This window comes from Primorskyibacter flagellatus, assembly GCF_048268605.1.
In the GTDB taxonomy this organism is placed as follows: domain Bacteria; phylum Pseudomonadota; class Alphaproteobacteria; order Rhodobacterales; family Rhodobacteraceae; genus Primorskyibacter; species Primorskyibacter flagellatus.
On record NZ_JBLWVF010000002.1, the window covers coordinates 251,522 to 274,625 of the forward strand.

23 protein-coding genes and 1 riboswitch are annotated in these 23,104 nt (G+C 61.0%); of the genes, 10 read left to right on the forward strand and 13 right to left on the reverse strand.

The genetic code is table 11. The features are described 5' to 3' along the window. Positions 1-12 precede the first annotated feature (12 nt). Positions 13-1,089 carry a PRC-barrel domain-containing protein gene (locus tag ACN0WV_RS04425; protein ID WP_417604024.1) on the forward strand — a complete coding sequence of 359 codons (1,077 nt, stop codon included), beginning with the start codon at positions 13-15 and terminating at the stop codon, positions 1,087-1,089. A gap of 74 nt (positions 1,090-1,163) precedes the next feature. On the opposite strand, the gene smc is transcribed toward ACN0WV_RS04425, so the two are convergent. Continuing rightward, positions 1,164-4,619, reverse strand: a complete 3,456-nt coding sequence (gene smc, locus ACN0WV_RS04430) for a chromosome segregation protein SMC (protein WP_417604025.1) — start codon at positions 4,617-4,619, stop codon at positions 1,164-1,166. A 268-nt stretch (positions 4,620-4,887) separates the two neighbouring features. Between smc and ACN0WV_RS04435 the strand changes: the two genes are divergently transcribed. Beyond that, positions 4,888-5,268, forward strand: a complete 381-nt coding sequence (locus ACN0WV_RS04435; protein WP_417604026.1) for a GNAT family N-acetyltransferase — start codon at positions 4,888-4,890, stop codon at positions 5,266-5,268. A 6-nt stretch (positions 5,269-5,274) separates the two neighbouring features. Here the strand turns inward: ACN0WV_RS04435 and ACN0WV_RS04440 are convergent, their stop codons facing one another. The 3 genes from ACN0WV_RS04440 to ACN0WV_RS04450 all read right to left on the reverse strand — a co-directional run bounded on the left by ACN0WV_RS04440 (position 5,275) and on the right by ACN0WV_RS04450 (position 6,773). After that, positions 5,275-5,676, reverse strand: a complete 402-nt coding sequence (locus ACN0WV_RS04440) for a hypothetical protein (RefSeq protein WP_417604027.1) — start codon at positions 5,674-5,676, stop codon at positions 5,275-5,277. A gap of 127 nt (positions 5,677-5,803) precedes the next feature. Continuing rightward, positions 5,804-6,508 (reverse strand): winged helix-turn-helix domain-containing protein, encoded by a 705-nt coding sequence (locus ACN0WV_RS04445; RefSeq protein ID WP_235866531.1) that lies wholly within the window; start codon positions 6,506-6,508, stop codon positions 5,804-5,806. Beyond that, positions 6,480-6,773 (reverse strand): hypothetical protein, encoded by a 294-nt coding sequence (locus tag ACN0WV_RS04450; RefSeq protein ID WP_084350432.1) that lies wholly within the window; start codon positions 6,771-6,773, stop codon positions 6,480-6,482. Before ACN0WV_RS04450 ends, ACN0WV_RS04445 begins: the two co-directional genes overlap by 29 nt. Positions 6,774-6,967: 194 nt before the next feature. Between ACN0WV_RS04450 and ACN0WV_RS04455 the strand changes: the two genes are divergently transcribed. The 4 genes from ACN0WV_RS04455 to ACN0WV_RS04470 all read left to right on the forward strand — a co-directional run bounded on the left by ACN0WV_RS04455 (position 6,968) and on the right by ACN0WV_RS04470 (position 10,450). Continuing rightward, entirely contained in the window at positions 6,968-7,504 is a 537-nt protein-coding gene (locus ACN0WV_RS04455; protein ID WP_417604028.1) for a hypothetical protein, read from the forward strand. Between the two features lie 122 nt (positions 7,505-7,626). Beyond that, entirely contained in the window at positions 7,627-8,271 is a 645-nt protein-coding gene (locus ACN0WV_RS04460; protein WP_417604029.1) for a ribonuclease HII, read from the forward strand. An 88-nt stretch (positions 8,272-8,359) separates the two neighbouring features. Continuing rightward, positions 8,360-9,472 carry a site-specific DNA-methyltransferase gene (locus tag ACN0WV_RS04465; protein WP_417604030.1) on the forward strand — a complete coding sequence of 371 codons (1,113 nt, stop codon included), beginning with the start codon at positions 8,360-8,362 and terminating at the stop codon, positions 9,470-9,472. Positions 9,473-9,571: 99 nt separating this feature from the next. Next, on the forward strand, positions 9,572-10,450 hold the full coding sequence (locus tag ACN0WV_RS04470) for a DMT family transporter (RefSeq protein ID WP_417604031.1): 879 nt from the start codon (positions 9,572-9,574) through the stop codon (positions 10,448-10,450). A gap of 6 nt (positions 10,451-10,456) precedes the next feature. Here the strand turns inward: ACN0WV_RS04470 and ACN0WV_RS04475 are convergent, their stop codons facing one another. Beyond that, complete coding sequence (locus tag ACN0WV_RS04475) at positions 10,457-11,401, reverse strand: AEC family transporter (RefSeq protein WP_084350427.1); 945 nt, start codon at positions 11,399-11,401, stop codon at positions 10,457-10,459. Beyond that, positions 11,394-12,518 (reverse strand): chorismate synthase, encoded by a 1,125-nt coding sequence (gene aroC, locus ACN0WV_RS04480; RefSeq protein WP_417604032.1) that lies wholly within the window; start codon positions 12,516-12,518, stop codon positions 11,394-11,396. Before aroC ends, ACN0WV_RS04475 begins: the two co-directional genes overlap by 8 nt. Before the next feature lie 92 nt (positions 12,519-12,610). Further along, positions 12,611-12,710, forward strand: a riboswitch (TPP riboswitch). A gap of 39 nt (positions 12,711-12,749) precedes the next feature. Here aroC and ACN0WV_RS04485 point away from each other — a divergent pair. From ACN0WV_RS04485 to ACN0WV_RS04495, 3 genes are read left to right on the forward strand one after another with little or no spacing between them, the layout of a single operon-like run. Then, positions 12,750-13,733, forward strand: a complete 984-nt coding sequence (locus ACN0WV_RS04485) for a thiamine ABC transporter substrate-binding protein (protein WP_417604033.1) — start codon at positions 12,750-12,752, stop codon at positions 13,731-13,733. Continuing rightward, positions 13,709-15,226, forward strand: a complete 1,518-nt coding sequence (locus ACN0WV_RS04490) for a thiamine/thiamine pyrophosphate ABC transporter permease ThiP (RefSeq protein WP_417604034.1) — start codon at positions 13,709-13,711, stop codon at positions 15,224-15,226. The genes ACN0WV_RS04485 and ACN0WV_RS04490 overlap by 25 nt, the downstream gene beginning before the upstream one ends. Further along, positions 15,213-15,908 (forward strand): thiamine ABC transporter ATP-binding protein, encoded by a 696-nt coding sequence (locus ACN0WV_RS04495; protein ID WP_417604035.1) that lies wholly within the window; start codon positions 15,213-15,215, stop codon positions 15,906-15,908. The genes ACN0WV_RS04490 and ACN0WV_RS04495 overlap by 14 nt, the downstream gene beginning before the upstream one ends. Positions 15,909-16,035: 127 nt before the next feature. On the opposite strand, the gene ACN0WV_RS04500 is transcribed toward ACN0WV_RS04495, so the two are convergent. From ACN0WV_RS04500 to petA, 3 genes are read right to left on the reverse strand one after another with little or no spacing between them, the layout of a single operon-like run. Further along, a complete protein-coding gene (locus ACN0WV_RS04500) occupies positions 16,036-16,833 on the reverse strand; it encodes a cytochrome c1 (RefSeq protein ID WP_417604036.1) in 798 nt (265 codons plus the stop codon). Positions 16,834-16,850: 17 nt separating this feature from the next. After that, positions 16,851-18,179, reverse strand: coding sequence for a cytochrome b (gene petB / locus ACN0WV_RS04505; RefSeq protein WP_084350421.1), 1,329 nt, complete (start codon positions 18,177-18,179; stop codon positions 16,851-16,853). Positions 18,180-18,189: 10 nt separating this feature from the next. Continuing rightward, positions 18,190-18,759: a ubiquinol-cytochrome c reductase iron-sulfur subunit gene (petA, locus tag ACN0WV_RS04510; RefSeq protein ID WP_084350420.1), complete on the reverse strand. Its 570-nt coding sequence runs from the start codon at positions 18,757-18,759 to the stop codon at positions 18,190-18,192. A gap of 224 nt (positions 18,760-18,983) precedes the next feature. Between petA and ACN0WV_RS04515 the strand changes: the two genes are divergently transcribed. After that, positions 18,984-19,637, forward strand: a complete 654-nt coding sequence (locus ACN0WV_RS04515; RefSeq protein ID WP_417604037.1) for an outer membrane protein — start codon at positions 18,984-18,986, stop codon at positions 19,635-19,637. 105 nt (positions 19,638-19,742) lie between these two features. Here ACN0WV_RS04515 and ACN0WV_RS04520 read toward each other — a convergent pair whose 3' ends face one another. From ACN0WV_RS04520 to fsa, 4 genes are all read right to left on the reverse strand, one after another. Beyond that, positions 19,743-20,351, reverse strand: a complete 609-nt coding sequence (locus ACN0WV_RS04520; RefSeq protein ID WP_084350418.1) for a glutathione S-transferase — start codon at positions 20,349-20,351, stop codon at positions 19,743-19,745. Between the two features lie 133 nt (positions 20,352-20,484). After that, a complete protein-coding gene (locus tag ACN0WV_RS04525; RefSeq protein ID WP_417604038.1) occupies positions 20,485-21,411 on the reverse strand; it encodes a tyrosine recombinase XerC in 927 nt (308 codons plus the stop codon). Continuing rightward, positions 21,408-22,115, reverse strand: a complete 708-nt coding sequence (locus ACN0WV_RS04530; RefSeq protein WP_417604039.1) for a DUF484 family protein — start codon at positions 22,113-22,115, stop codon at positions 21,408-21,410. The genes ACN0WV_RS04525 and ACN0WV_RS04530 overlap by 4 nt, the downstream gene beginning before the upstream one ends. A 240-nt stretch (positions 22,116-22,355) precedes the next feature. Beyond that, positions 22,356-23,009, reverse strand: a complete 654-nt coding sequence (gene fsa / locus ACN0WV_RS04535) for a fructose-6-phosphate aldolase (protein WP_417604040.1) — start codon at positions 23,007-23,009, stop codon at positions 22,356-22,358. Between the last annotated feature and the right edge of the window lie 95 nt (positions 23,010-23,104).

Genomic DNA, 23,104 nt, shown 5'->3' on the forward strand with positions numbered 1-23,104 from the left:
AGGAAATGAAACATGAAAACTCTTCTCGCTACAACAGCCATCGTGATGGCCGGGACATTCCCCGCCTTTGCCGAACAACACAGCATGAGTGGCCCGTTCGTCGACAGCTCTGCCATGGAAACTACGGCTGACCTGCGCGCCTCGCGCCTGATCGGTATGAGTGTCTATTCCACCGAAGACGAAGTCGGTGATGAGGGCATGGTCGATGCCGGAGACAACTGGGAACGCATCGGTGAGATTAACGATGTGATCCTGTCAAGGTCCGGTGACATGGAAGCCGTGCTTCTCGACATCGGTGGTTTCTTGGGCATCGGCGAGCGCACCGTCGCGGTTAACCTGTCGGATCTGAAACTCGTTTCTGACACAGACGCGGCTGGTGACTTCTTTGTCGTTGTGAACAGTGACCGTGAAACACTGGAGAATGCACCAGAATTCGACACCGACCTGATTGGTGCGTGGAATGCGGCCGAGCGTTCCGGTGAGAATGCAGACGATATGGCTGAAGAAACCACGGACCAGACTGCTGCTGCCGTTGAAGGCGCTGCAACCGAAGCTGGCGAAAATGCCGAAGGTGCGGTCGTGGCCACAGGTGCCGCGTTGAATGAAGCGGGCGACGAAGTTGTCGAAGCTGGTGACGAGGTCGCCGAATCGGCCGAGGCCGCCGGTCAAGAGATGGAGCAGGAAGCCGACGAGATGGCCGCTGAGACAGACGGCGAGATGGCCGTTGAAACAGAAACTGAGATGGCCGCTGAAACAGATGGCGAGATCATCGATGGCATGACCTACTCGCCCGAAGGCTACATGGCCGTTGATGCGACGACCATGACCGCCGAGCAGATTGACGGTGCGGCAGTCTATGACGGTCGCGACGAACGGGTCGGCGAGATCTCGGAAGTGATCGTTTCGGAAGATGGCAAGATCAGCAACGTCATCCTTGATGTCGGCGGCTTCCTTGGGATTGGCGAAAAGCACGTCTCGATGCCGTTCGACCAGCTGAACCTGCAACAAGAAGATGGTGGTGACGATCTGCGTGTCTACGTCGCGGCGACCAAAGAAGAACTGGAAGCCATGGAAGATTACGAGAAGTAAACCACTTTTGAAGCTAACGAGTAACTTGTTTTAACAGTATCGGCCTCGGAGGAAACTCCGGGGCCTTTTTTTTGTCACGCGACCAGTGTTGCTGCCCGCTTCAGATCGACCGATACCAACTGGCTGACGCCCTGTTCCTGCATGGTGACACCAAACAACCTGTCCATGCGGCTCATCGTGACGGCGTGGTGGGTGATGATCAGAAAACGCGTATCGGTCTGGCGGCACATCTCGTCCAGCAAATCGCAGAACCGTGTGACGTTGGCATCGTCCAGCGGCGCATCGACCTCGTCCAGTACACAGATCGGCGCCGGGTTTGCCAGGAACACCGCAAAGATCAGCGCCATCGCGGTCAGGGTTTGTTCGCCGCCTGACAAAAGCGAAAGCGTCGACAGCTTCTTGCCCGGTGGCTGGCACATGATCTCCAGCCCGGCATCTAGTGGATCATCCGATTCAACCATCACCAGATTGGCTTCGCCACCGTTGAACAGATGGGTAAAGAGCAGCCGGAAGTTGCTGTTGACCTGCTCGAAGGCGGTCAGCAGGCGTTCACGCCCTTCGCGGTTCAGGCTGGCAATGCCGTTGCGCAGGGTCCGCACGGCCTCTTCCAGGTCGGCCTTTTCGGTGACCAGCGTGTCATGCTCTTCGCGGACTTCGCGGGCGTCCTCTTCGGCGCGGAGATTTACTGCCCCCAACGCATCGCGCTGGCGTTTCAAACGGTTTACATCCGCTTCTATACTGTCGGAATCCGCCATTTTGTCAGGGTCGGCATCCAGCTGTTCGAGCAGCTTTTGTGGCGTGGTTTCTTGTTCGTCCTCAATGCGATCCGCGGCGGCAGTGGCGGTTTCGCGCGCAGCCTCGGCGCGGGCGTCTGCGCGGGCTCTGGATTCGCGGGCTTCTGACGCAGCGCGCTCGGCATCGCGTTCGGCGGTTTCGGCTTCGCGCAAGGCACCTTCGGCCGTACTGAGCGCATCGGACGCATTCGCCCGGCGCGCCTCCGCCTCGGTAATCGCTTGGGTCAACTCGTCACGCTTTATGGCGATTTCTTCGGGTGCCGCGCTGGCCTCTTGCAGTTTCTCTTCGGCGGCTTGCTTACGGTCCAGCAATTCCTGACTGCGCGTCTTGGCGGTCTCCAGCCGGTGCCGCCAGCCGCTCAGATCCTTCGTGACCTGTTGGAGGCGCGCACGCCGGGCCTCGCCCTCACGGCGTATTTCATCATGGGCAGAGCGTCGCGCCATCATGGTCATGCGTGCGGCCTCGACCGTCATCTTGATATCTTCGACCTCGGCGCGGGCGCTTTCCAGATCTTCCAGACCCTGTGCGCCGCGTTCGGCCTCGGTCAATTGCTTGCGCGCAGCAATCGCCTCTTCTTCGTAGCGGGTCACCGCCATGGCGAGGCTTTCCACCTTGCCCTGCGACAGATCGCGATCCGCTTCGGCGCGGCTCAGGGCGCGGCTGGCCTCATTGACCTGCGCGTCAGCCTCGCGCCGCGCCTTGCGGGCCTCTTGGTCGGCGGTGGACAGTTCTGCCATGCGGGCGGTCAGCGTTTCATGGGCCGCGCGTGCCCCGTCAACGCGGGCCTCGGCATGGGCGTTTTCCTGTTTCAGTGCCTCAAGCCGGTTCAGCTGCTCCAAACGCAACGCCGCAGCCGAGGGCGCATCTGCCGCCCAAGCGCGGAAGCCGTCCCAACGCCAAAGGTCGCCTTCAAGGCTGACAAGGCGCTGGCCGGGCTTCAGCAACTTTTGCAGGCGCTGGCCGTCGCCGTCGCCCACCAGCCCGATTTGCACCATTCTGCGTTGCAGAACCTCGGGCACCGAGACGTGGTTGGTTAACGGCGTCACACCTTCGGGCAGGGTCTGTCGCGCGTCATAGTCCGGCAGAGTTGTCCAGCCCGACGGGCCATCGGCGTCAACCTCGGGCGCACGCAGATCGTCGGCAAGCGCCGCACCAAGCGCCTTTTCAAACCCTTGCTCAACCTGCAAACGGTCAAGCACCTGCCCGCCCTCGGCCGTGTCACGTTCCAGCAGACGCGCCAAAGCTGTGACCTCGGCGCGCAACGCGTTTGCCTCGCCCTCTGCCTCGGACCGTTCAGCGCGGGCATCCGCCTCTCGTGATTGCGTCTCGGAACGGGCCTCCTCGGCGAGGGTCAGCGCGGTCTCTGCACGCTCGGCGTTTTCGCGGGCAAGATCTTCGGCATGGGCGGCGCGTTCCATCGTTTCGTTCGCGGCTTCCATGGCTTCTTTGGCGGCGGTCATGGCGTCGCGCGCACGCGTCGCCTCGCCCTCGTTCTTGTCCAGCGTCTTGCGGCTGTCTTCCAGCAAACGCATGGCGGAATGATGCCGCGCTGCCAGGCGGGCCACGTCTTCGGTGCGTTGCGACAGGTCGGATTCGCGGGCTTGCAGGATTTCTGCCGCTTCATGCGAGGCGGCAGAGGCTTCCTCCAGCCGCGTGTCATGGCCGTCTCCGGCCTTGTCCAGTTCGCGGGCTTCCCATTCCAGTTGCGCGATGGTTTCGCCCGCGTCGTGGTTCAGTCCGGTCTCGCGCTCCATGTCCATCATCATCTGGGTGATGCTTCGTTTCAGGCTTTCGATGGCATCCAAAGCCCGCTTTTCCTGATCGGCAAGCGTGTCGCGCTGGACCTGTAGCCGTTGCAGGACAGCTGTGGCGATCGCCTCTTCCTCGCGCAGGGGGGGCAGTCCGGTATCGCGTTCTGCGCGGATCTTCGCGGCCTGACGCGCCGCGGTTTCCGATTGTGCGGCCATAGTGGTGCGTTCGCGCAGAACGGTCTCCGCCTCGGTACAGGCGACATCCGCCTCTTTCCAGCGACGGTACAGCAATAAGCCCTCGGCGCGCCGCAGATCTTCGCCGATGGACCGGTAGCGTGCGGCCTGTTTGGCCTGTCGCTCCAACTGCGCCAAATGGGTGGCAAGCTGTTCGACCACGTCATCGACGCGGGTCAGATTGGTTTCGGTATTCTTCAGCTTCAGTTCGGCCTCGTGGCGGCGCGCATACAGCCCCGAAATTCCGGCGGCTTCTTCCAGAATGCGCCGGCGCGCCTTGGGCTTGGCGTTGATCAATTCGCTGATCTGACCCTGCCGGACCAGCGCCGGAGAGTGCGACCCGGTCGACGCATCGGCAAACAGCATCTGAATATCGCGTGCGCGCACATCCTTGCTGTTGGTCTTGTAGGCGGATCCGACGTCGCGGGTGATCCGACGCACGATCTCCAGCATGTCGCTGTCGTTGAAACCGGCGGGTGCCAGCCTGTCGGAATTGTCGATGCTCAGGGAAACTTCGGCAAAGTTGCGCGCCGGACGTGTCGCGGCACCTGCAAAGATCACATCCTCCATCCCACCACCGCGCATGGCAGTCGGACGATTTTCGCCCATGACCCAGCGCAGTGCTTCAAGCAGGTTGGATTTGCCACAGCCGTTCGGCCCCACAACCCCAGTCAACCCATCGGCGATGATCAGGTCCGTGGGGTCGACAAAGCTTTTGAAGCCGGTGAGTCTGAGTTTTGAAAAGCGCAAGACAACGGGTTCCGTGATTCCCTCGTGTCGACCGAGAGTGACGGTTGAGCCGGGGGTGAGTCAAGTGTTGCGCGCTGCATATGGCGGCATTTTGCATTTTGTCCACAAGATATAGATTATTTTGAAATAACAGCACATCTTGACGCGTGAAATTTTTTATCTTCAAATCCAATAACTTGATGAGTGTAGGATAATGCCCTTCAGGATCAGAGCCGGATCACCGCATGAACCTCAGGCAACCGCGTTGCTGGAAAGCAGTCAGCGGCTTATGCAAGATTTGTTTACAGCCGAAGAAAACTACTACCTGACAGTCGAGGTTCTGTGTGCGGAGAGTGTCGTCTTTCTGGTCGCTGAGGAAGACGAGCGCATCCTGGGCTGTGTCGCGATGAGACGTATGGACGGCTATGGCGAAATCAAGTCCCTGTTCACCCTGCCAGAAGCGCGTGGGCGTGGCATTGCCGCCGGTCTGGTCAACCGTCTTGAAGAGATCGCCCGCGAGAGCGGCTATCCTTTGCTGCGGCTGGAAACCGGCGATCTGTTGCACGAAGCGCATCGGCTATATGCCCGGCAAGGGTTTGATCTATGTGAACCTTTCGGCGACTATGCAGACACATCGGCGAGCATTTTCATGGAAAAACAGCTGGCCTGACTGCCGTCAACTACGGCGGCACTCCAGTTCCAACTCTGATACGCCGCGACGCCCGGAAAGATAACCGCCCGTCACATCGCAGACATAGCTGCGCCGCTTGCGTGGTTTTGGCGGGGCACGTCCACCATTGCAGGACAGGCCTGCGATCATCATGGCCGGATCGCCCACGAACCAACGGCTTTCGCAGCCGGTTTGCATCAGGATCGCCTCTGCCGCATGTGATGCGATCACCGGAAAGCGGGGAAGAAAGGCGCGGGAGGTGCGCGTAACCTCTACCATCCCGTCGCTGTAACGCAGCAGGAAATGGCTGCCTCCGGCCTCTGCCCGCGTTGCCGGCGCGCCGCGAAAGCCGGGACCGGCCATGTTGCAGGCACTCAGCATAACGAACAGGACAAGCAGAACACGCATGGTCCGATATTTGCGCATCTGCAATTAAGATTGAGTAAAGCCGCATGGTTTTGCGCCCAGGCGTCTGCCCTGTGCTTTTGCGAAACCAACGGCAGCGCAACCGCTGTTGTTGGACGGAACTGCCCTGTCAGACCACCTTGATCACAGCTTTGTCGATGGTCAGCATATAGCCGCGGCGGGCGATGTTCTTGACCAGCAATTCGCTAACCAGTTGGTTGCCCAGCCCGTCGCGCAACCGTTTGATCCTCGTGGCACCGGCTGCTTCCTCGCAATCCGACGCATCACGGCCAGAGATCACCGCCTCTATCTCTGCTCCGGTCATCACATCGTCATCCATGCGCGCCTCTGCCAGCACGCTCAGCGTTTCCATCGCCGCCTCGGTCAGTTTGAACCCCATATTGTTGAGATAGACGGTCTTTTCCTCGCGGCTGATCAGAAGCGACGATACCTGAATGCCCGAGCGTTCAATTTGCGCCATGCGACGGTTCAGCGTCACCAGCATCACCAGAAATACCAGCGCGGCCACAAGCAGGGCCGTGGCGAAAATCAGCAATACGAAGATCACCATCCGGTAGCTGGCAAGCGTTTCTGCAAAGGAGGTGCCGGACTGCGCGAGGATTTCCAGCAGCTTGATCTCTGCCTGCGCGGTCAGATCGTCATTGGCAACGAACAGCTGTTCCACCCGTTCGTTGAACGCGCCCGCATCCGGCAGGGAAGCAAACAGCCAGATCGCCGCCCCAAGCAGCAGGATGACGATGGCGGCTATCCCGCCGATGACGATGCGGGTGCCGGACCGCCGCGCGTCAGTAGCGGAGGTAATACTGTCCGGCACTGTCTCTCCTTTCGGCCAGCCCGACATCGTCGAATACGGACAGGATTGTCAGAAGCGTCCAGCCATCAGCGGCAAGGCGCGGTGTCAGCTGTGCCTGGGCGGCAGATTGCGAACAGGCCCCTGTGATCCGAGCCACACCATAGTGCAGACGCAGGGGCGCATCGCGTTTGGCCTTGTAATCGGCGTAGCAGTCGGCCTGCGCGGCAGCGGGCAGGGCCAGCAGCAGCGTCAGGATCAATGCGTGAAGGGGGCGCGTATGTGTCATGCGATGAACTCTGCGCAAAGCCCGGCGGCAATTCAATAACCAAGCGAAAAAAGCGTGATGTTATCCGATAGCAAGGGGGCGCTATTGCCTGACTTTCGGCCTCGGGGGGAGGGTGAGTTCACAAGCGGTGCCATGCAGGCCACGCCAGATTAGACCCAAGGACTCGCACGATCCAACCACAAGGACCCCCGTTCATGTCACGCAAATTCATTTCCACCGTTCTCGCCGCCAGTTTGGCCATCACCGCCTTTGCTGCCAAGCCCGTAGAGGCGGCCAGTGAAGAGGATATAGCCCGCATTCTGGCGGGCGCGGCCACTATTTTCATTATCGGCAAAGCGATCCAGAGCAGCCGCGACAATGACAAGGACGACAAGAAGAAGAGCAAATCGTACAAGGACCGCAAAGATCGTGATCGCTACAAACCGCAGAAACACATGTCGGGGAAACACGACCGCTATGATCGCCATGACCATGGCCGTCGGTCTTATGGCAACCGGCCTGCACCGCTGCCGCAACACTGTCAGGTGACCGCCCGCACCCGGAGCGGCCATGAAACCCTGTTCGGTGCACGGTGCCTTGACCGCAGCTATCAAAGCGCAAGACGTCTACCCGGCGAATGCTTGCGCGATGTGCGTTCGTTCCGGGGTGAACGACAGGCCTATAGCGGGCATTGCCTGCGTGCGCGTGGCTACACCACGGCAGGTCGCCAAGTTTGGCACCGCTCGGAATAGGGCGGCGTCGAGCAGGTGCGTGGCCGCACCCCAGCGCCGCGTTCCAAGGGGAAGGGGTCAGGGTCTGGCCCCTTCTTCCGTTTTCCGCTTGGCAAAAACGGCTCCGTGGGGTTCAACAAGCCATGACAAAATCACTTCTATCCCCCGATTATTCCCTTGAGGCTGACGCGCTGAAACGCGGTGCGCGGCTGATTGCTGGCGTGGACGAGGTCGGGCGCGGTCCCCTGGCCGGACCGGTGACAGCGGCGGCCGTCATTCTCGATCCCGCGCGCATCCCGCAAGGGCTGAACGATTCCAAGAAACTGTCGGCAAAGCGTCGTGCAGAGCTTGCCGCAGAGCTGGCAGAGGTCGCGCAGGTTTCCATCGCCCATGCCACGGTGGAAGAAATTGACGCGCTCAACATCCTCCGTGCAAGCCATCTTGCGATGGAGCGCGCCATTCTCGGCTTGGCGGTTGCCCCCGATCATGTCCTGATTGATGGCAACATGGTTCCGCGTGGGTTGAGTATTTCGGCAGAGACTGTGGTGCGTGGCGATGCGCGCTCCGTCAGCATTGCGGCGGCGTCGATCATTGCGAAAATCTGTCGCGACCGGATCATGTGGGATTTGGCGCAACACTATCCCGGCTATGGTTGGGAGACGAATATGGGATATCCGTCAAAATGTCACAAATCGGCATTGGAAAATATTGGTGTAACCCCACACCATAGACGTTCGTTTAAACCGGTACACAATATCTTGTATCAAGATGAAATGATAAGTGGCTGATTCAAAAAAGAAATTGACCACGAATCAGCTTTGACTCATCTTCATAGCCAACCAACGAGCGCAAAAAGCGCCGGGGACAGAGGCAGAGATGAGAACCATGACAAAGAAAAAGGGCGCTTCGGCGCTCCCTCTCAATACGATTCTGGCCGGGGACTGCATCGAGGCGATGAACAGTCTTCCGGAGGCATCCGTGGATCTGATTTTTGCCGATCCGCCCTACAACCTTCAGCTGAAGGGCGATCTGCACCGGCCTGACAATTCCCGTGTGGACGCGGTTGATGACCATTGGGACCAGTTTTCGTCCTTTGCGGTTTATGACGCGTTCACCAAGGCCTGGCTGAAGGCGGCGCGGCGCTTGCTGAAACCGGATGGCGCGATCTGGGTGATCGGATCGTATCACAACATTTTCCGCGTCGGGGCTACCCTTCAGGACGAGGGCTACTGGATCCTGAACGATGTCGTCTGGCGCAAATCCAACCCGATGCCGAACTTCCGCGGCAAACGTTTCACCAACGCGCATGAAACCATGATCTGGGCGTCCAAATCCGAAGGTGCCAAATACACGTTCAACTACGAGGCGCTGAAGGCATTGAACGAGGGCATCCAGATGCGATCCGACTGGGTGCTGCCGATTTGCAATGGCGGCGAACGGTTGAAGGATTCCAATGGCGACAAGGCGCATCCGACGCAAAAGCCCGAAGGCCTGCTGCACCGCATTCTCGTCGGTTCGACCAACCCCGGCGATGTTGTGCTGGACCCGTTTTTCGGCACGGGAACGACGGGTGCCGTTGCCAAGATGCTGGGCCGCGACTGGATCGGGATCGAGCGCGAAGAGGCCTACCGAGAGGTCGCCACCCGTCGCATCGCATCGGTGCGCAAATACGACCGTGAAGCCCTTCAGGTCAGCACCTCGAAACGCGCCGAGCCGCGCGTTCCCTTCGGCCAATTGGTCGAACGTGGTATGTTGCGCCCCGGTGAGACATTGACCTCGCCATCGGGCAAGATCGCCAAGGTGCGTGCCGATGGCACGCTGATCGGCGATGACGTCAAGGGGTCGATCCATCAGGTCGGGGCCCATCTGGAAGGCGCGCCAAGCTGCAATGGCTGGACCTATTGGCACTTCCGTCGCGAGGGCAAGACCGTGTCCATCGACGTGCTGCGCCAACAGGTCCGGGCCGAGATGGTCGAACGCCCTCATTAGAATTGAACACCGCCGGTGCCTGTGTTTAACACAAGGCACTCGACTTGACCCCGCCGGTCTGGCGGGGTCTTTTTTCGTTTTCAAGTCAAGGGGCTGAACATGGATCTGCGCGCGATTCTGATGGGTCTGGCCTTTGTGTTCATGTGGTCGTCGGCCTTCACGTCGGCACGGATCATCGTGGAATACGCCCCGCCGCTCGCGTCCTTGTCGCTTCGTTTTTTCGTGTCAGGTGTGATCGGGGTGCTGATCGCGAAAGCCATGGGGCAGAGCTTTCGTCTTACCCGCAACCAATGGCGCGCGACGATCATTTTCGGCGTTTGCCAGAACGCGCTGTATCTGGGGCTGAATTTCGTGGCGATGCAGACGGTGGAGGCGTCGCTTGCCTCGATCATTGCGTCAACCATGCCGCTGATGGTCGCCTTGGCAGGCTGGATCGTCTTTCGCGACCGGCTGCGTTGGCTTGCGGTTGCCGGGTTGATCGCAGGGATGCTGGGCGTGGCGCTGATCATGGGCGCGCGTCTGCAAGCGGGCGGCGACCTTTGGGGCATCGGGCTTTGCGTCATCGGCGCGGCAGCCCTGACAATTGCCACGTTGTCGGTGCGCGGGGCATCCTCTGGTGGCAATGTGATGATGATCGTCGGTTTGCAGATGTTCGTGGGGGCAATCGTGCTGGCGGTGGCTTCGGCGCTGCTGGAATGGCCGTTGACTGTCGAGATGACGACGCCGCTGATCCTTGCCTTCATCTACACCACGCTGGTGCCGGGTTTGTTGGCAACTGTGGTCTGGTTCTCGCTGGTCAACCATATCGGCGCGATCAAGGCCGCGACATTCCATTTCCTAAACCCGTTCTTCGGTGTCGCCACTGCCGCCGTCCTGCTGGGAGAGGCAATCGGCCCGCTGGACGTTCTGGGTGTGGCGATCATCGCGGCCGGTATTCTGGCCGTTCAGATCGCCAAGCAGCATCCCGGCAAGCCATAGGGCGCGTCACGTCAGCAAGATCAGAAGCCCGTTCAGCGTCAAAAACGCGCCGACAGTCGCCGCCAGCAACGCGAGCGAGGCCAGCCCTTCATGGCCATAATCCTGCGCAATGATCGTATAGATGCCGATCATCGGTACGGCGGCGGAAATCACCACCGCCGTGGCCAGATCCGATGACAGGGCAGGTAGACCGAGCAAAGGAACGGCCAGCACGCATAGTGCCGTCATCGCCGGATGAAGGATCAGCTTGCCAAAGACGATCTGACCGGCAAGCAGACGATTGCCCACAATCGGCAATCCGGCCAATGTTCCGCCAATGACGAAAAGCGCGATGGCACTGGTAGAGGCTGCCGTCATCTCCAAAACGCGGCTAAGGGCGGGGGGAATGGAAACCCCCAGCACCGAGACAACCATACCCGCCAGAAGTCCGATGACGAGCGGTCGTCTCAGAACCGATTGCAATGTCTGCCAGCCGCTTGACCACAGCGACATGCCCTGGCGCGGTCGTGACAGCTCCAGCAAGGCAAAACTGATCGGGACCAGCACGAAATTCTCAACCACCAGGTTCATCGCCAGGATCAGTCCCGCGAGATCCGGAAAAACCAGCAGCATCATCGGAAAGCCGATATAGGCAGAGTTGGGACAGGCAGAGCCCATCACGGCAATCGCCCGGCGGGCAGGTCCGGTGCCTTGCAGCGTTACGAGGATGTAGACAATTGCAATCGTCGCCAGCCCGCCAAGCGCGAAAACCGCGATGTATGACGGCACGATGACCTCGGCGATCTTGCGCGTCGCCACGGCGTTGAACAGCAGCGCGGGCAGGGCGATCATCAGGACATACTGCCCCAGAACCCGCATGTCCGACGGTTTGAAAACCCGAGCCCTGACGCAGCCATAGCCCAGTGCCACCAACGCAAAGATCGGGAAGGTGATCGCAAAGATGTCAGCCAAGCGTTGGGCCGACCTTGCCGCGCGTCTCGCCGACTTCGCCGCCGATCTGGCCTCGGTGTAACAGGATGTGGTCGAGGATCACGCAGGCCATCATCGCCTCGCCCACCGGTACGGCGCGGATACCCACGCATGGATCGTGCCGACCCTTGGTGATGATCTCTGCTGCTTCGCCCGATTTGGTGATTGTCTGGCGGGTTTTGAGGATGGAAGAGGTCGGCTTGACCGCGAAGCGCACCACGACATCCTGCCCGGTCGATATGCCCCCCAGAATGCCGCCCGCATGGTTGGACGAAAACACCGGCTTGCCGTCATTGCCCATGAAGATCTCGTCGGCATTTTCTTCACCGGTCAGCATCGCGGCAGCCATGCCTTCGCCGATCTCCACGCCTTTGACCGCATTGATGCTCATCATTGCGGCGGCCAAATCGGTGTCCAGCTTGGCATAGACCGGCGCGCCCAGACCGGCGGGGACGCCCTGCGCCACGACCTCGATCATCGCGCCCACGGAATTGCCGGATTTGCGCAACCCGTTCAGATAGTCGGCCCATGTTTCAGCCGTCTCTGCCGAGGGCACCCAGAAAGGGTTCTGGTCAATCTGCGACATGTCCCGCTCGCCCGTGATCGTATGCGGCCCGATCTGCACCATGTAGCCGGTGATCTTCACGCTGGGCGCAAGCGCGTCGATAACGGCGCGCGCAATGCCGCCCGCCGCCACCCGCGCCGCCGTTTCGCGCGCCGAAGACCGACCCCCGCCGCGATAGTCGCGAATGCCGTATTTCTGCCAATAGGTGATGTCGGCATGACCTGGGCGGAACTTTTCGACGATGTCGCCGTAATCCTTGCTGCGCTGATCGGTGTTTTCGATCATCAGCTGGATCGGCGTTCCCGTTGTCTGGCCCTCGAACACGCCGGACAGGATGCGTACCTGATCGGGCTCCTGCCGCTGGGTGGTGAATTTGTTCTGGCCCGGTTTGCGCTTGTCCAGCCAGTGTTGAAGCATCGCCTCGTCCACCTTTACCCCCGGCGGGCAGCCATCCACCGTGGCACCAAGTGCAGGCCCGTGGCTTTCGCCCCAGGTGGTGACGCGGAAAAGTTGGCCAAACGAATTCATGCTCATGGGACGGGCTCCTTTGGGCGTTGGTGTTAGGCCAGAGCCGCCGGACCCTCAAGGGATTTCGCTTGAAACCGGGGCATCGCAGCCTTACCAATTGCTGAGCCTCGGGGTGCCTGCAAAGGCTGAGATGCATGACGCGAACCCGTTGAACCTGACCCGGTTAACACCGGCGGAGGGAAGGTATCGGACACACGCTCCTTATCTTGCCCATCTGCCGCAATAAGGAGGATGCCGATGAAAAAGGCCCTGACATTTGCTGCGGGAATGATGATTGCCGGCACGGCAGGCGCACAGACGCCCGTGCTGACGGTCTATGCTCCGGATTACTTCACATCCGAATGGGGCCCCGGCCCGTCGATCGAGGCGGGATTCGAGGCGCTCTGCGGCTGTGATCTGCAATACAAGCCCGGCGACCTGCTGCCACGCATCATGTTGGAAGGCGACAAGACCCGCGCCGATGTGGTGATCGGGCTGAACACCGACGTGACGGCCAAGGCACGCGAAAGTGGGCTGTTCGGACCGCATGGGCAGGATCTTTCGTCCCTGACGCTGCCAATTGAGTGGACGGACGAAACCTTCCTGCCGTTCAACTACAGCCAGACGGCCTTTGTCTACGACAAGACGCGCGTGGACACCGCGCCCGACAGTTTCGAGGCGCTTCTTGCCGCGCCGGATGATCTGAAGATCGTGATTCAGGATCCGCGCAGCTCGATCTCTGGTCTGGCATTGGTGCTGTGGGTCAAGGCGATCTACGGCGACAAGGCGGAAAGCGTGTGGGAGCAGCTTGCGCCGAAGATCCTGACCGTCACCAAGGGCTGGTCGGAAAGCTACGGCCTGTTCACCGATGGCGAGGCCGACATGGTGCTCAGCTACACGACCTCGCCAGCCTATCACATCATCGCGGAAGATGACGACAGCAAGGTCGCCGCGATCTTTCCCGAAGGCCACTATTTCATGGTCGAACTGGTTGGCAAAATCGCGGCCACCGATCAGCCGGAGCTGGCCGATCAGTTCATGGAATACGTCCTCAGCGAAGAGTTCCAGCGCATGATCCCGACCGGCAACTGGTCGCTGCCCGCCGCCTTGCCAAGGTCCGAGTGGCCCGAAGGGTTCGACACGCTGCCGCTGCCGGAAAAGACGCTGTTCTTTGACGAGGCGGAAGCCGCCACAGTGCAGAAAGAAGCGGTCGAGGAATGGCGACGCGCCCTGTCGCGCTGATCGCCGGGGCACTGGTTGCCGGGCTGACGCTCGGGCCAGTGGCGGCGGTGGCGTGGCGCGCAGGCGTCCTGACGGGGCTGGAGCCGGCCGATTGGGCCGCGCTGCGTTTCACGCTGGTGCAGGCGCTTCTGTCGGCAGCGCTAAGCGTGGCCTTCGCGATCCCGGTCGCGCGGGCGCTGGCGCGGCGCGCCTTTCCCGGTCGCGGTTTGCTGATCGCTTTGCTGGGTGCCCCGTTCATCCTGCCGGTGATCGTGGCCATTCTTGGCTTGCTGGCCGTTTTCGGACGGGCGGGGGTGTTGAACCGTGTGCTTGAGGCGTTTGGGCTGCCCGAAGTCTCGATCTACGGGTTGCACGGCGTGGTTCTTGCACATGTCTTCTTCAACCTGCCGCTGGCCACGCGGCTGATCCTGCAAGGGTGGCTGGCGATTCCCGGCGAGCGCTTCCGGCTGGCCGCGACGCTGGGATTCACCTCGCGCGATGTCTTCCGGGTGCTGGAACGGCCGATGCTGACCTCGATTCTGCCCGGTGCCTTCGCGGTGATCTTTGTCATCTGCCTGTCGAGCTTCGCGGTGGCGCTGACGCTGGGCGGGGGGCCGCGTGCGACGACGCTGGAACTGGCGATCTATCAGGCGGTGCGGTTCGATTTCGACCTTGCCCATGCGGCCTCGCTTGCGCTGGTGCAGCTTGGACTGGCACTTGTCGCCGGTCTGGTTGCGCTGCGTCTGTCAGGCACGGGTCTGGGGGCCGAAGGGATGGACCGGGTCGTGCCGCGCTGGGATGCGGGCGGCACGGGCCTGCGGCTTCTGGATACGCTTTGGCTGATGCTGGTGGCGCTGTTTCTTTTGACGCCGCTTGGATTGGTGGCCGCGCGCGGCGCGTTGGGCGTGTTCAGCCTGCCGGAGCCGGTCTGGACGGCAGCGGCGCATTCGCTGGCGGTGGCGCTGGGGTCCACGGCTTTGTGCATCTTCTGGGCCATCCCGCTGGCCACACGGCGCGGAGAGCTGCTGGGCCTTGCGGGCATCGCGCTGTCCCCGCTGGTGCTGGGCACCGGATTGTTCCTGATCCTGCGCGCATTCGTCAATCCGTTCTCGCTGGCCCTGCCGGTGACGGGCGTGGTTAATGCGCTGCTGTCGCTGCCTTTCGTGCTGCGCATCCTGAGGCCCGAGGCAGAGGCGTTGCAGCAGGATTTCAGTCGCCTTGGCGGCGCGCTGGGGTTAAGCCCGCTTGCGTGGCTGCGCTGGGTCTATCTGCCGCGTATGCGCCGCCCATTGGGGTTTTCCGCGGGTCTGTGCGCGGCGCTTTCGATGGGCGACCTGGGCGTGATCGCGCTGTTTGCCGATCCTGACCGCGCAACGCTGCCCTTGCAGATCTACCGTCTGATGGGTGCCTACCGGATGGATCAGGCCTCGGCGGCGGCGGTCCTGCTCTTGGCGCTCAGCCTTGGGCTGTTCTGGATTTTTGACCGAGGAGGCCGCGCAAATGCTGGTTCTTGAAGATCTGGTGATCGGGGCAGGGGCGTTTCGTGTGACAGCGGATCTAACCCTACACTCCGGCGCGTCCGTTGCCATCATCGGGCCGTCGGGCGCAGGGAAATCGACGCTTCTGGATGCGATTGCCGGATTCCGCAGCCCGCTTTCGGGCCGCATTCTTTGGGACGGGCAGGAGATCACCCGCGATGCGCCGGGCAAACGGCCCGTGGGCATGCTGTTTCAGGACAATAACCTTTTTCCGCATCTTACTGTAACGCAGAACCTTGCGCTTGCGCTGCGCCCGGACGGCCGGCTTGCCAGTGCCGACCACGCAGCGATTGCCGCTGCGTTGGACCGTGTGGGGCTGGCAGGGATGGAAAACCGTCGCCCCTCTGGTCTGTCCGGTGGGCAGATCAGTCGCGCGGCGCTGGCGCGGGTGCTGTTGCAGGCGCGGCCCATCATGGCGCTGGATGAACCTTTCGCGGCACTCGGGCCTGCGTTGAAGATCGAGATGCTTGATGTGGTCGCGCAGGTCGCCGCCGAAATCGGGGCGCTTGTGTTGATGGTCAGCCATGATCCACAGGACGCGATGCGCTTTGCCGGACAGACGGTCTTTGTCAATGCAGGGGTGGCGCAGGGGCCGTTTGACACCGACGCCCTGTTTTCCGATCCGCCAAAGGCGCTGCGCGCCTATCTGGGGCGCTAAAACAACCGGGTCGGCAGAAAAATGGCAGGTGGTACACGGCGCAGGCCTGCGACCCCTTACCAGCACCCGAACGTAAAAAGGCCCCGCGTCAGCAGGGCCTTTCAAACTTTTCAATCCGGAGACGGCTTTAGGCTTCGGGCTTGTGCTTGCCCTTGAGCGGTGCCCAGATGCGCTTGTTGGTGAGATAGAGCAGCACCGACAGAACGGTCAGAAACAGAACGGCAACAAAGCCTGCCTGCTTGCGCGCCATCATTTTCGGCTCTGCCGTCCACATCAGAAAGGCCGCGACGTCCTGCGACATGTGATGAACGGTGTTGTCGTGGCCGTCGTCAAATTCGACAATCTCGTCCGACAGCGGTGGGGCCATCGAAATCCAGCCGCCGGGAAAGGCGGTGTTTTCGTAAAATATTGTGCCCGCTTCTTCCTTCTCTTCGCCAGTATAACCGTCAAGCAGCGACGCGATGTATTCTGCGCCGCCGATGCCACGGAAGAACTGGTTGATGCCAGAACCATAAGGCCCGTGGAAACCGGCGCGCCCCTTGGCCATCAGCGACAGGTCCGGCGCACCGGCTGCCGTATTGGCTGGGAATTTGTCAACCGGGCCCGCGGGGCGGTAATCGTCCAGCTCGGGGTCGAAAACTTCGAAGTTTGCCGCAGCGTAGGCGCGGACCTGCTCTTCAGAAAAGCCGGGTCCACCCTCGTCACCGAGGGTCCGCAGCGGGACGAATTTCAGCCCGTGGCAGGCCGAACAGACCTCGGTATAGACCTTGAGGCCACGCTGAAGCTGGTTCTGGTCATAGCTGCCGAAGGGCCCCTCGAACGAGAAGGCGAAGTCTTCGACATGGCCCTCGGCACCGGCAGCAAAGGCGCTGCCGGAGGTAAGGCCCAGGACCGTGACAGCCGCGATGGTGAGTTTCTTGAACATGCCTGTCAGTCCCCTGTTCATTCCGCCGGCGCCGTGTCGGACGGCTTGGCGTAGTGGGCGTTGAAGTCTTCCTCGATCGTCGCGGGCTGGGCACGCGGCTTTTCGATCACGCCAAGCAGTGGCAGGATGACAAGGAAATAGCCGAACCAATAGGCCGATGCGATCAGCGAGAACGACGCGTAGGGTTCTTCCGCGGGCATCGCGCCCAGCCACATCAGCGCGAAGAAGTCGATGACCAGCAGGACGAACCACCACTTGAACATCGGCCGGTAGCGACCGGACCGCACCGAGGATGTGTCAAGCCAGGGTGCCAGCGCCATGACGGCAATCGCACCGAACATCGCCAGAACACCGAAGAACTTCGCGTCAATCAGGCCGCCGGTGACGAACGAGGCGATCTGCACGACCCAAACTTCGGAGGTGAACGCACGCAGGATCGCGTAGAACGGCAGGAAGTACCATTCCGGAACGATATGCGCGGGCGTTACCAACGGGTTGGCTTCGATGTAGTTGTCCGGGTGACCAAGATAGTTCGGCATGAACCCGACAATGGCAAAGAAGATCACCATGATCACGGCCAGCGCGAACAGGTCCTTCATCACGAAATAGGGCCAGAACGGAACCGTGTCCTTTTCCGCCTCGGCCTTCGATGCGCGGCGTACCTCGACCCCGGTGGGGTTGTTGTTGCCGGTCGAGTGGAAAGCCCAGATATGCACCGCCACCAGCGCCGCGATCACGAAGGGCAGCAGGTAGTGCAGCGAGAAGAAGCGGTTCAGCGTTGCGTTGTCCACCGCCGGTCCGCCCAGAAGCCATGTCTGGATCGGCTCACCGATGAATGGGATCGCGCCAAACAGGCCGGTGATAACCGTCGCACCCCAGAAAGACATCTGGCCCCAGGGCAGAACGTAGCCCATGAACGCCGTGCCCATCATGCACAGGTAGATCAGCATGCCGATGATCCAGGTGATCTCACGCGGGGATTTGTAGGACCCGTAATACAGACCCCGGAAAATATGCGCATAGACCGCCACAAAGAACAGCGACGCGCCATTGGCGTGCAGGTAGCGCAGCATATAGCCGCCATTGACGTCTCGCATGATATGCTCGACCGAGGCAAAGGCCATGTCGACATGCGGTGTGTAATGCATTGCCAAAACGATGCCGGTGGCGATCTGCAACACAAGGCAGAACGTCAGAACGATGCCCCAGATCCACATCCAGTTCAGGTTCTTGGGTGTGGGGATCATCAGCGTGTCATAGAGCAAGCCAACGATGGGAAGCCGTGAGTGAACCCACTTCTCGGCCCCGGTGCGCGGCTCGTAATGGTCGTGAGGAATTCCTGACATGGATCTCTCCTTAACCCAGTTTGATCGTGGTATCGTCGACAAATGCGGCGACCGGGACATGGAGGTTCTGCGGGGCCGGGCCTTTACGAATGCGGCCAGCGCTATCGTAGTGAGAACCGTGACACGGGCAGAACCAGCCGTCGAATTCACCCGAACCGTTGCCGATCGGCACACAGCCCAGATGCGTACAGACACCGATCATGACCAGCCATTTGCCGTCCTCATCAAGGGCGCGGTTCTGGTCTGTCGCGGGTACGGGGGCACCATTGCCCAGATTGGGGTTCTGTGCAGTCCGGTCGATCAGCGTGTCCACGTCAACCGCGCGGGCCTCTTCAATCTCTTTGGCAGTGCGGTGACGGAAGAAGACCGGTTTGCCCAGCCATTTCACCGTCAATTGTGTGCCCTCTTCGACACCGCTGATATCGACTTGTATCGACGCCAGCGCGCGCACGTCGGCGGCAGGGTTCATCTGATTGACCATAGGCCAGACTGCGGCACCAGTGGCAACCGCTCCGGCGCCCGCCGTGGCGTAGTAGAGGAAATCCCTACGGGTGCCTTCGTGATCTTCTGCGTGGGACACGAGGTTAACTCCATTCGTTGGGCCTTGAGTGCGGCCAATACGGGTTCTGGCCGCAGCCAAAGGCCGCAGCGTTTCCGAGGGCGTATTTAACGGGGCTAACTAGGGCCGTCCAGAACACAAAATGGGCGGAAGTCGATTAGCGCGGATGTGTCGCGGTTGAGCCGACGCGAAACAGCCTATATGAATGGGTCAATATTCTCCCTCGGAAGGACAGAGGTCCATATATGAAACTGGTGATTCTCTCGGCCGTGGCGGCCCTGTGCCTGGGCGTTGCGCCTGCTTCGGCAGAGATGGAGGTCAGTCTTTATTCCGGCTGGCAAACTGCGCCGCATAGCCGCGCATCGGGCGATCACCCTGATGGCGGTAGCTATAACGCGCTTATCGGCTGGGAAGGCCGCTCCTTCGAGGCACCGCCCTATTACGGTGTTCGCGGCACCTGGTGGCGGGATGAGAAACTGGGCTTCGGTCTGGAATTCACCCATGCCAAGGTTTACGCGCCTGATTCTGAGAAAGAAGCAATCGGCTTCAACCGGATGGAATTCACCGACGGGATCAACCTGATTACCGTGAATGCCTATCGTCGCTGGCAGAATCAGTGGCGCGATGTCACTCCGTATGTTGGCGGCGGCATCGGCCTGTCCATTCCGCATGTGGATGTCGAATCGGCGGGCGGCGAAAAGACCTTCGGCTATCAGGTGACAGGTCCGGCGGTGCGGTTGCTGGCCGGCGTCAACTATGATCTGAGCGAGCGTTTTGCCGTGTTTGGCGAATATCAGTTCACCTATTCCAACAACGAGGCCGATCTTGATGGCGGCGGATCGCTTGAGACCGAAATCAAGACCAATGCGCTCAATTTCGGTGTGACGCTGAAGTTCTGATCGTCGCTGCGGCCATGCGCGCCTTATGCAATGCCGCGCGACAGATCGCATTCATGCACAACGCGCGCCGCGCTTGACGCGGCGCCTTTCGGCCCACGGCCCGTGTTACGCTGGCGGGGTTGTCGTCCGCATCGACCCGCGCTCGGCAAAACCTGCATACCACGCCGCCAATGCGTCATTGCCATTGCGCCAGCCGCGCGCTTCGTGACGGAAATCCACATAAGCCAGCGCACAGCCCACAGCGATCTGACCGGCATCAAGCGGCCCGGACAGGTGGCTGATCCAGCGCGCATTCAAGGCCGCGCAGGCATTTTCGATCTTCTCCCATTGCGCATCGACAAACGCATCCATGCGCTGTCCCTCCGGGCGCAGCCGCGCTTCATAGGTCATCAATAATGCCGCATCGGTAATTCCGTCGCCCGTCGCCTCCAGCGTCAGGGTTTCCCAGCCGCGCGCGCCTTGTGGATACAGTCCGGCCTTGGCGCGAGCATCCAGAAAACGACAGATCACCCGACTGTCATACAGCGTGCAACCATCCGGGCGCTCCAGCGCGGGCACCTTGGTCAGCGGATTTTTCGCCACAAGCCCCGCAGCCGGCGCCAGAGGTGTGCCGGTCGTGGCTTCCAGCGTGACATCTTCCAGCTGTCCGGTTTCATGAAGAACCACCATGACCTTGCGGACATAGGGCGATGTCGGACTGTGATAGAGCTTCATCGGAGGGACCTCGCTGCTCGGCGTTTTGATATACACATCAGCCTAGGCGGGAATCCGGACGGTGGAAACCGGGGCGTATGGATTTTGAGCGCACAGAATCGCGCACAACCCGCAGGATTTTGGGAAAAGGGCGTTAGTGCGCCTTGGGGTGGGCCTTGTTGTAGGCGGTCATCAAATGCACAGAATCGACCGATGTATAGGCCTGGGTAGTGGACAGCGATGCATGGCCCAAAAGCTCCTGGATTGCGCGCAGATCACCGCCCGCGGCCAGAAGATGCGTCGCGAAACTGTGGCGTAGCGCGTGGGGTGTGGCCGTGGCGGGCAGGCCAAGCTGCAACCGCAATCCGGACATAAGCTGTTGCATGCTGCGCGGGTTCAGTGCGCCACCCCGAACGCCGCGAAAAATGGGGGTATCCTCGGTCAGGTCGAACGGGCACAACCGCAAATACGCCTCTACCGCGTCGCGCGCGGGGCCGATTACCGGAACGATACGCTCTTTGTTCCCCTTCCCGATGATCCGCAGCACATCGCCAATCGGCAAATGTGCAGGCGTAAGGCCAAGCGCTTCGGAAATCCGCAACCCGCATCCGTAAAGCAGTGTCACCACGGCCACATCCCGCGCTGCGACCCAGGGCGTTTGCGACTGTGCCTCAACGGAGGCGATCAGATTGCGCGCCGCATCAACACTCAACGGGCGCGGCAGTTTCTTTTCAAACTTCGGGGCGCGCGTGGACAGGACAGCCGTGGGCTCAAAGCCTTCGCGCTCGCCCAGCCAGCGGTAGAAGGATTTGACCGCCGACAATTTGCGCGCCACCGATCGTGCGCCCACATCCTCGGCACGCAAGCCTGCCATCCAGGAGCGCATTTCGGAAATGCTGATTCGCGTCAGCGGTGCCAGCCCCTGCGGGCCACCCTGATGAAATGTCAGGAACACCAGAAAATCGCGCACATCCGCAGCGTAGGCCGTCAGCGTGTTGGCCGCAGCGCCTTGCAGCGATTTCTGCGCGCTCAACCAGTCCTCCAACGCGTCACGCGCGGCGGGGGACAGGGCCAGTGTCATGCCAGCCAGCGCCGCATGGCGCGCTCGAATACGCCGGCAAAGAAGGCCAGCAGATCAGTGCCTTGCTGCGACGTGAATTGGTTCGCGTCTGTTGCCCCCATGACCAGAAGACCGGGCAGGCGCTCCTCTCCGAGATCAAGCCGCAGGCAGGCCTCCGACCGGATGGACGCTGCAATGTCTCCGTAAATGCGTGCATCGCCTGTCTGAATGCCGCGCAACGTGACCTGACGCGGGGTGCCGCCGCGTGCGCCGTTCACATAGTCGTCAATATATCCGGGCGCACAGACCGACAGCACGTCGCCAAGACGTTTGACCGCCGCGCCCTCTTCTTCTTGCGCTGTTTCCAGCACCAGCTTGATCCGGTCCACTTGCAGGATTTCCGCCACCGGCCCGCCCAGATCACGCAGGAAGCTTTCGAACCCGGTCGGGTCCAGCATCCGCAAAATCGCGCGATGCACCTGATTTGTGCTGGCCAGATTGTCGTAGGCCGCCGCAATCACCGACCGGTGGGTGTCCTCCAGCCGGGCAAGCTGCGCCTCCAGCCGTTCCATGGCAATGCCGCGCAGATCGACAATATTGCCGCCCATGCTGCGGTCATTCGCGCCGATCAGGGCCTGCATGACATGTTGATCGTCAAGGATCACGTCAGGGCGCGAGATAATCGTCTCCCGAAGGGAGTCGTCGATTTGGGGGCTGCTGTTCATGCGTGCCTCTGGTTTTATGGGTTCCCGAAGCGGCGCGAAGACCAGCCTGCGAGATGCCGATTTTTTCGGCTTGTCCCTCTGGTTTCCCCGCAATGGGCCAATGTGTCAACTGCGGGCACCGGTTTCGGCCCATGTCCGCCCGAAACCGGCGCGCCTGAGTCACACTTGTCGGATTTACAACGAAAAAGCGCCGCGACGGTAGAACCGCGCGGCACCGATAAGTCAGTCATATCGACCGGCTCAGACGATCTTGATGCCCGCCTCTTTGGCGTCCTTGACGAACTGGTCCAGACCCTTGTCGGTCAGCAGGTGGTTGGCCATCGCCTTGATCACATTCGGCGGGGCGGTCGCCACATCGGCACCGATCTTGGCGCATTCGCTCATGTGGTTGGCAGAGCGGATCGACGCGGCAAGGATATTGGTCTCATACCCGTAATTGTCATAAATCTCGCGGATGTCGGAAATCAGGTCCAGCCCGTCTAGGTTCAGGTCGTCAAGACGGCCGATGAAGGGGCTGATGAACGTCGCCCCTGCCTTGGCCGCCAGAAGCGCCTGATTGGCCGAAAAGCACAGCGTGACGTTGACCATCTTGCCTTCGTCGGTCAGCACCTTGCAGGCCTTGAGACCATCCCAAGTCAGCGGGACTTTCACGGCGATGTTGTCGGCGATTTCCGCCAGTTTGCGGCCTTCGGCGATCATGTCATCGGCCTTCAGCGCGATGACTTCGGCCGAAACCGGGCCGGAAACCATGTCGCAAATCTCTTTGGTGACTTCGTGGATGTCACGTCCGGATTTCAGGATCAGCGAAGGGTTGGTGGTGACGCCGTCAACCATGCCCAGGTCGTTCAGCTCGGCGATGGCTTTGGTGTCGGCGGTGTCTACGAAGAATTTCATGGCAGCACATCCTTGGTTGGCTTGGCTTTCGATTGCGGCTGTCATACCCCAAGCAGGGGGCAGAGCAAAACCCCTTTCGGTCAGCGCTAACAGCA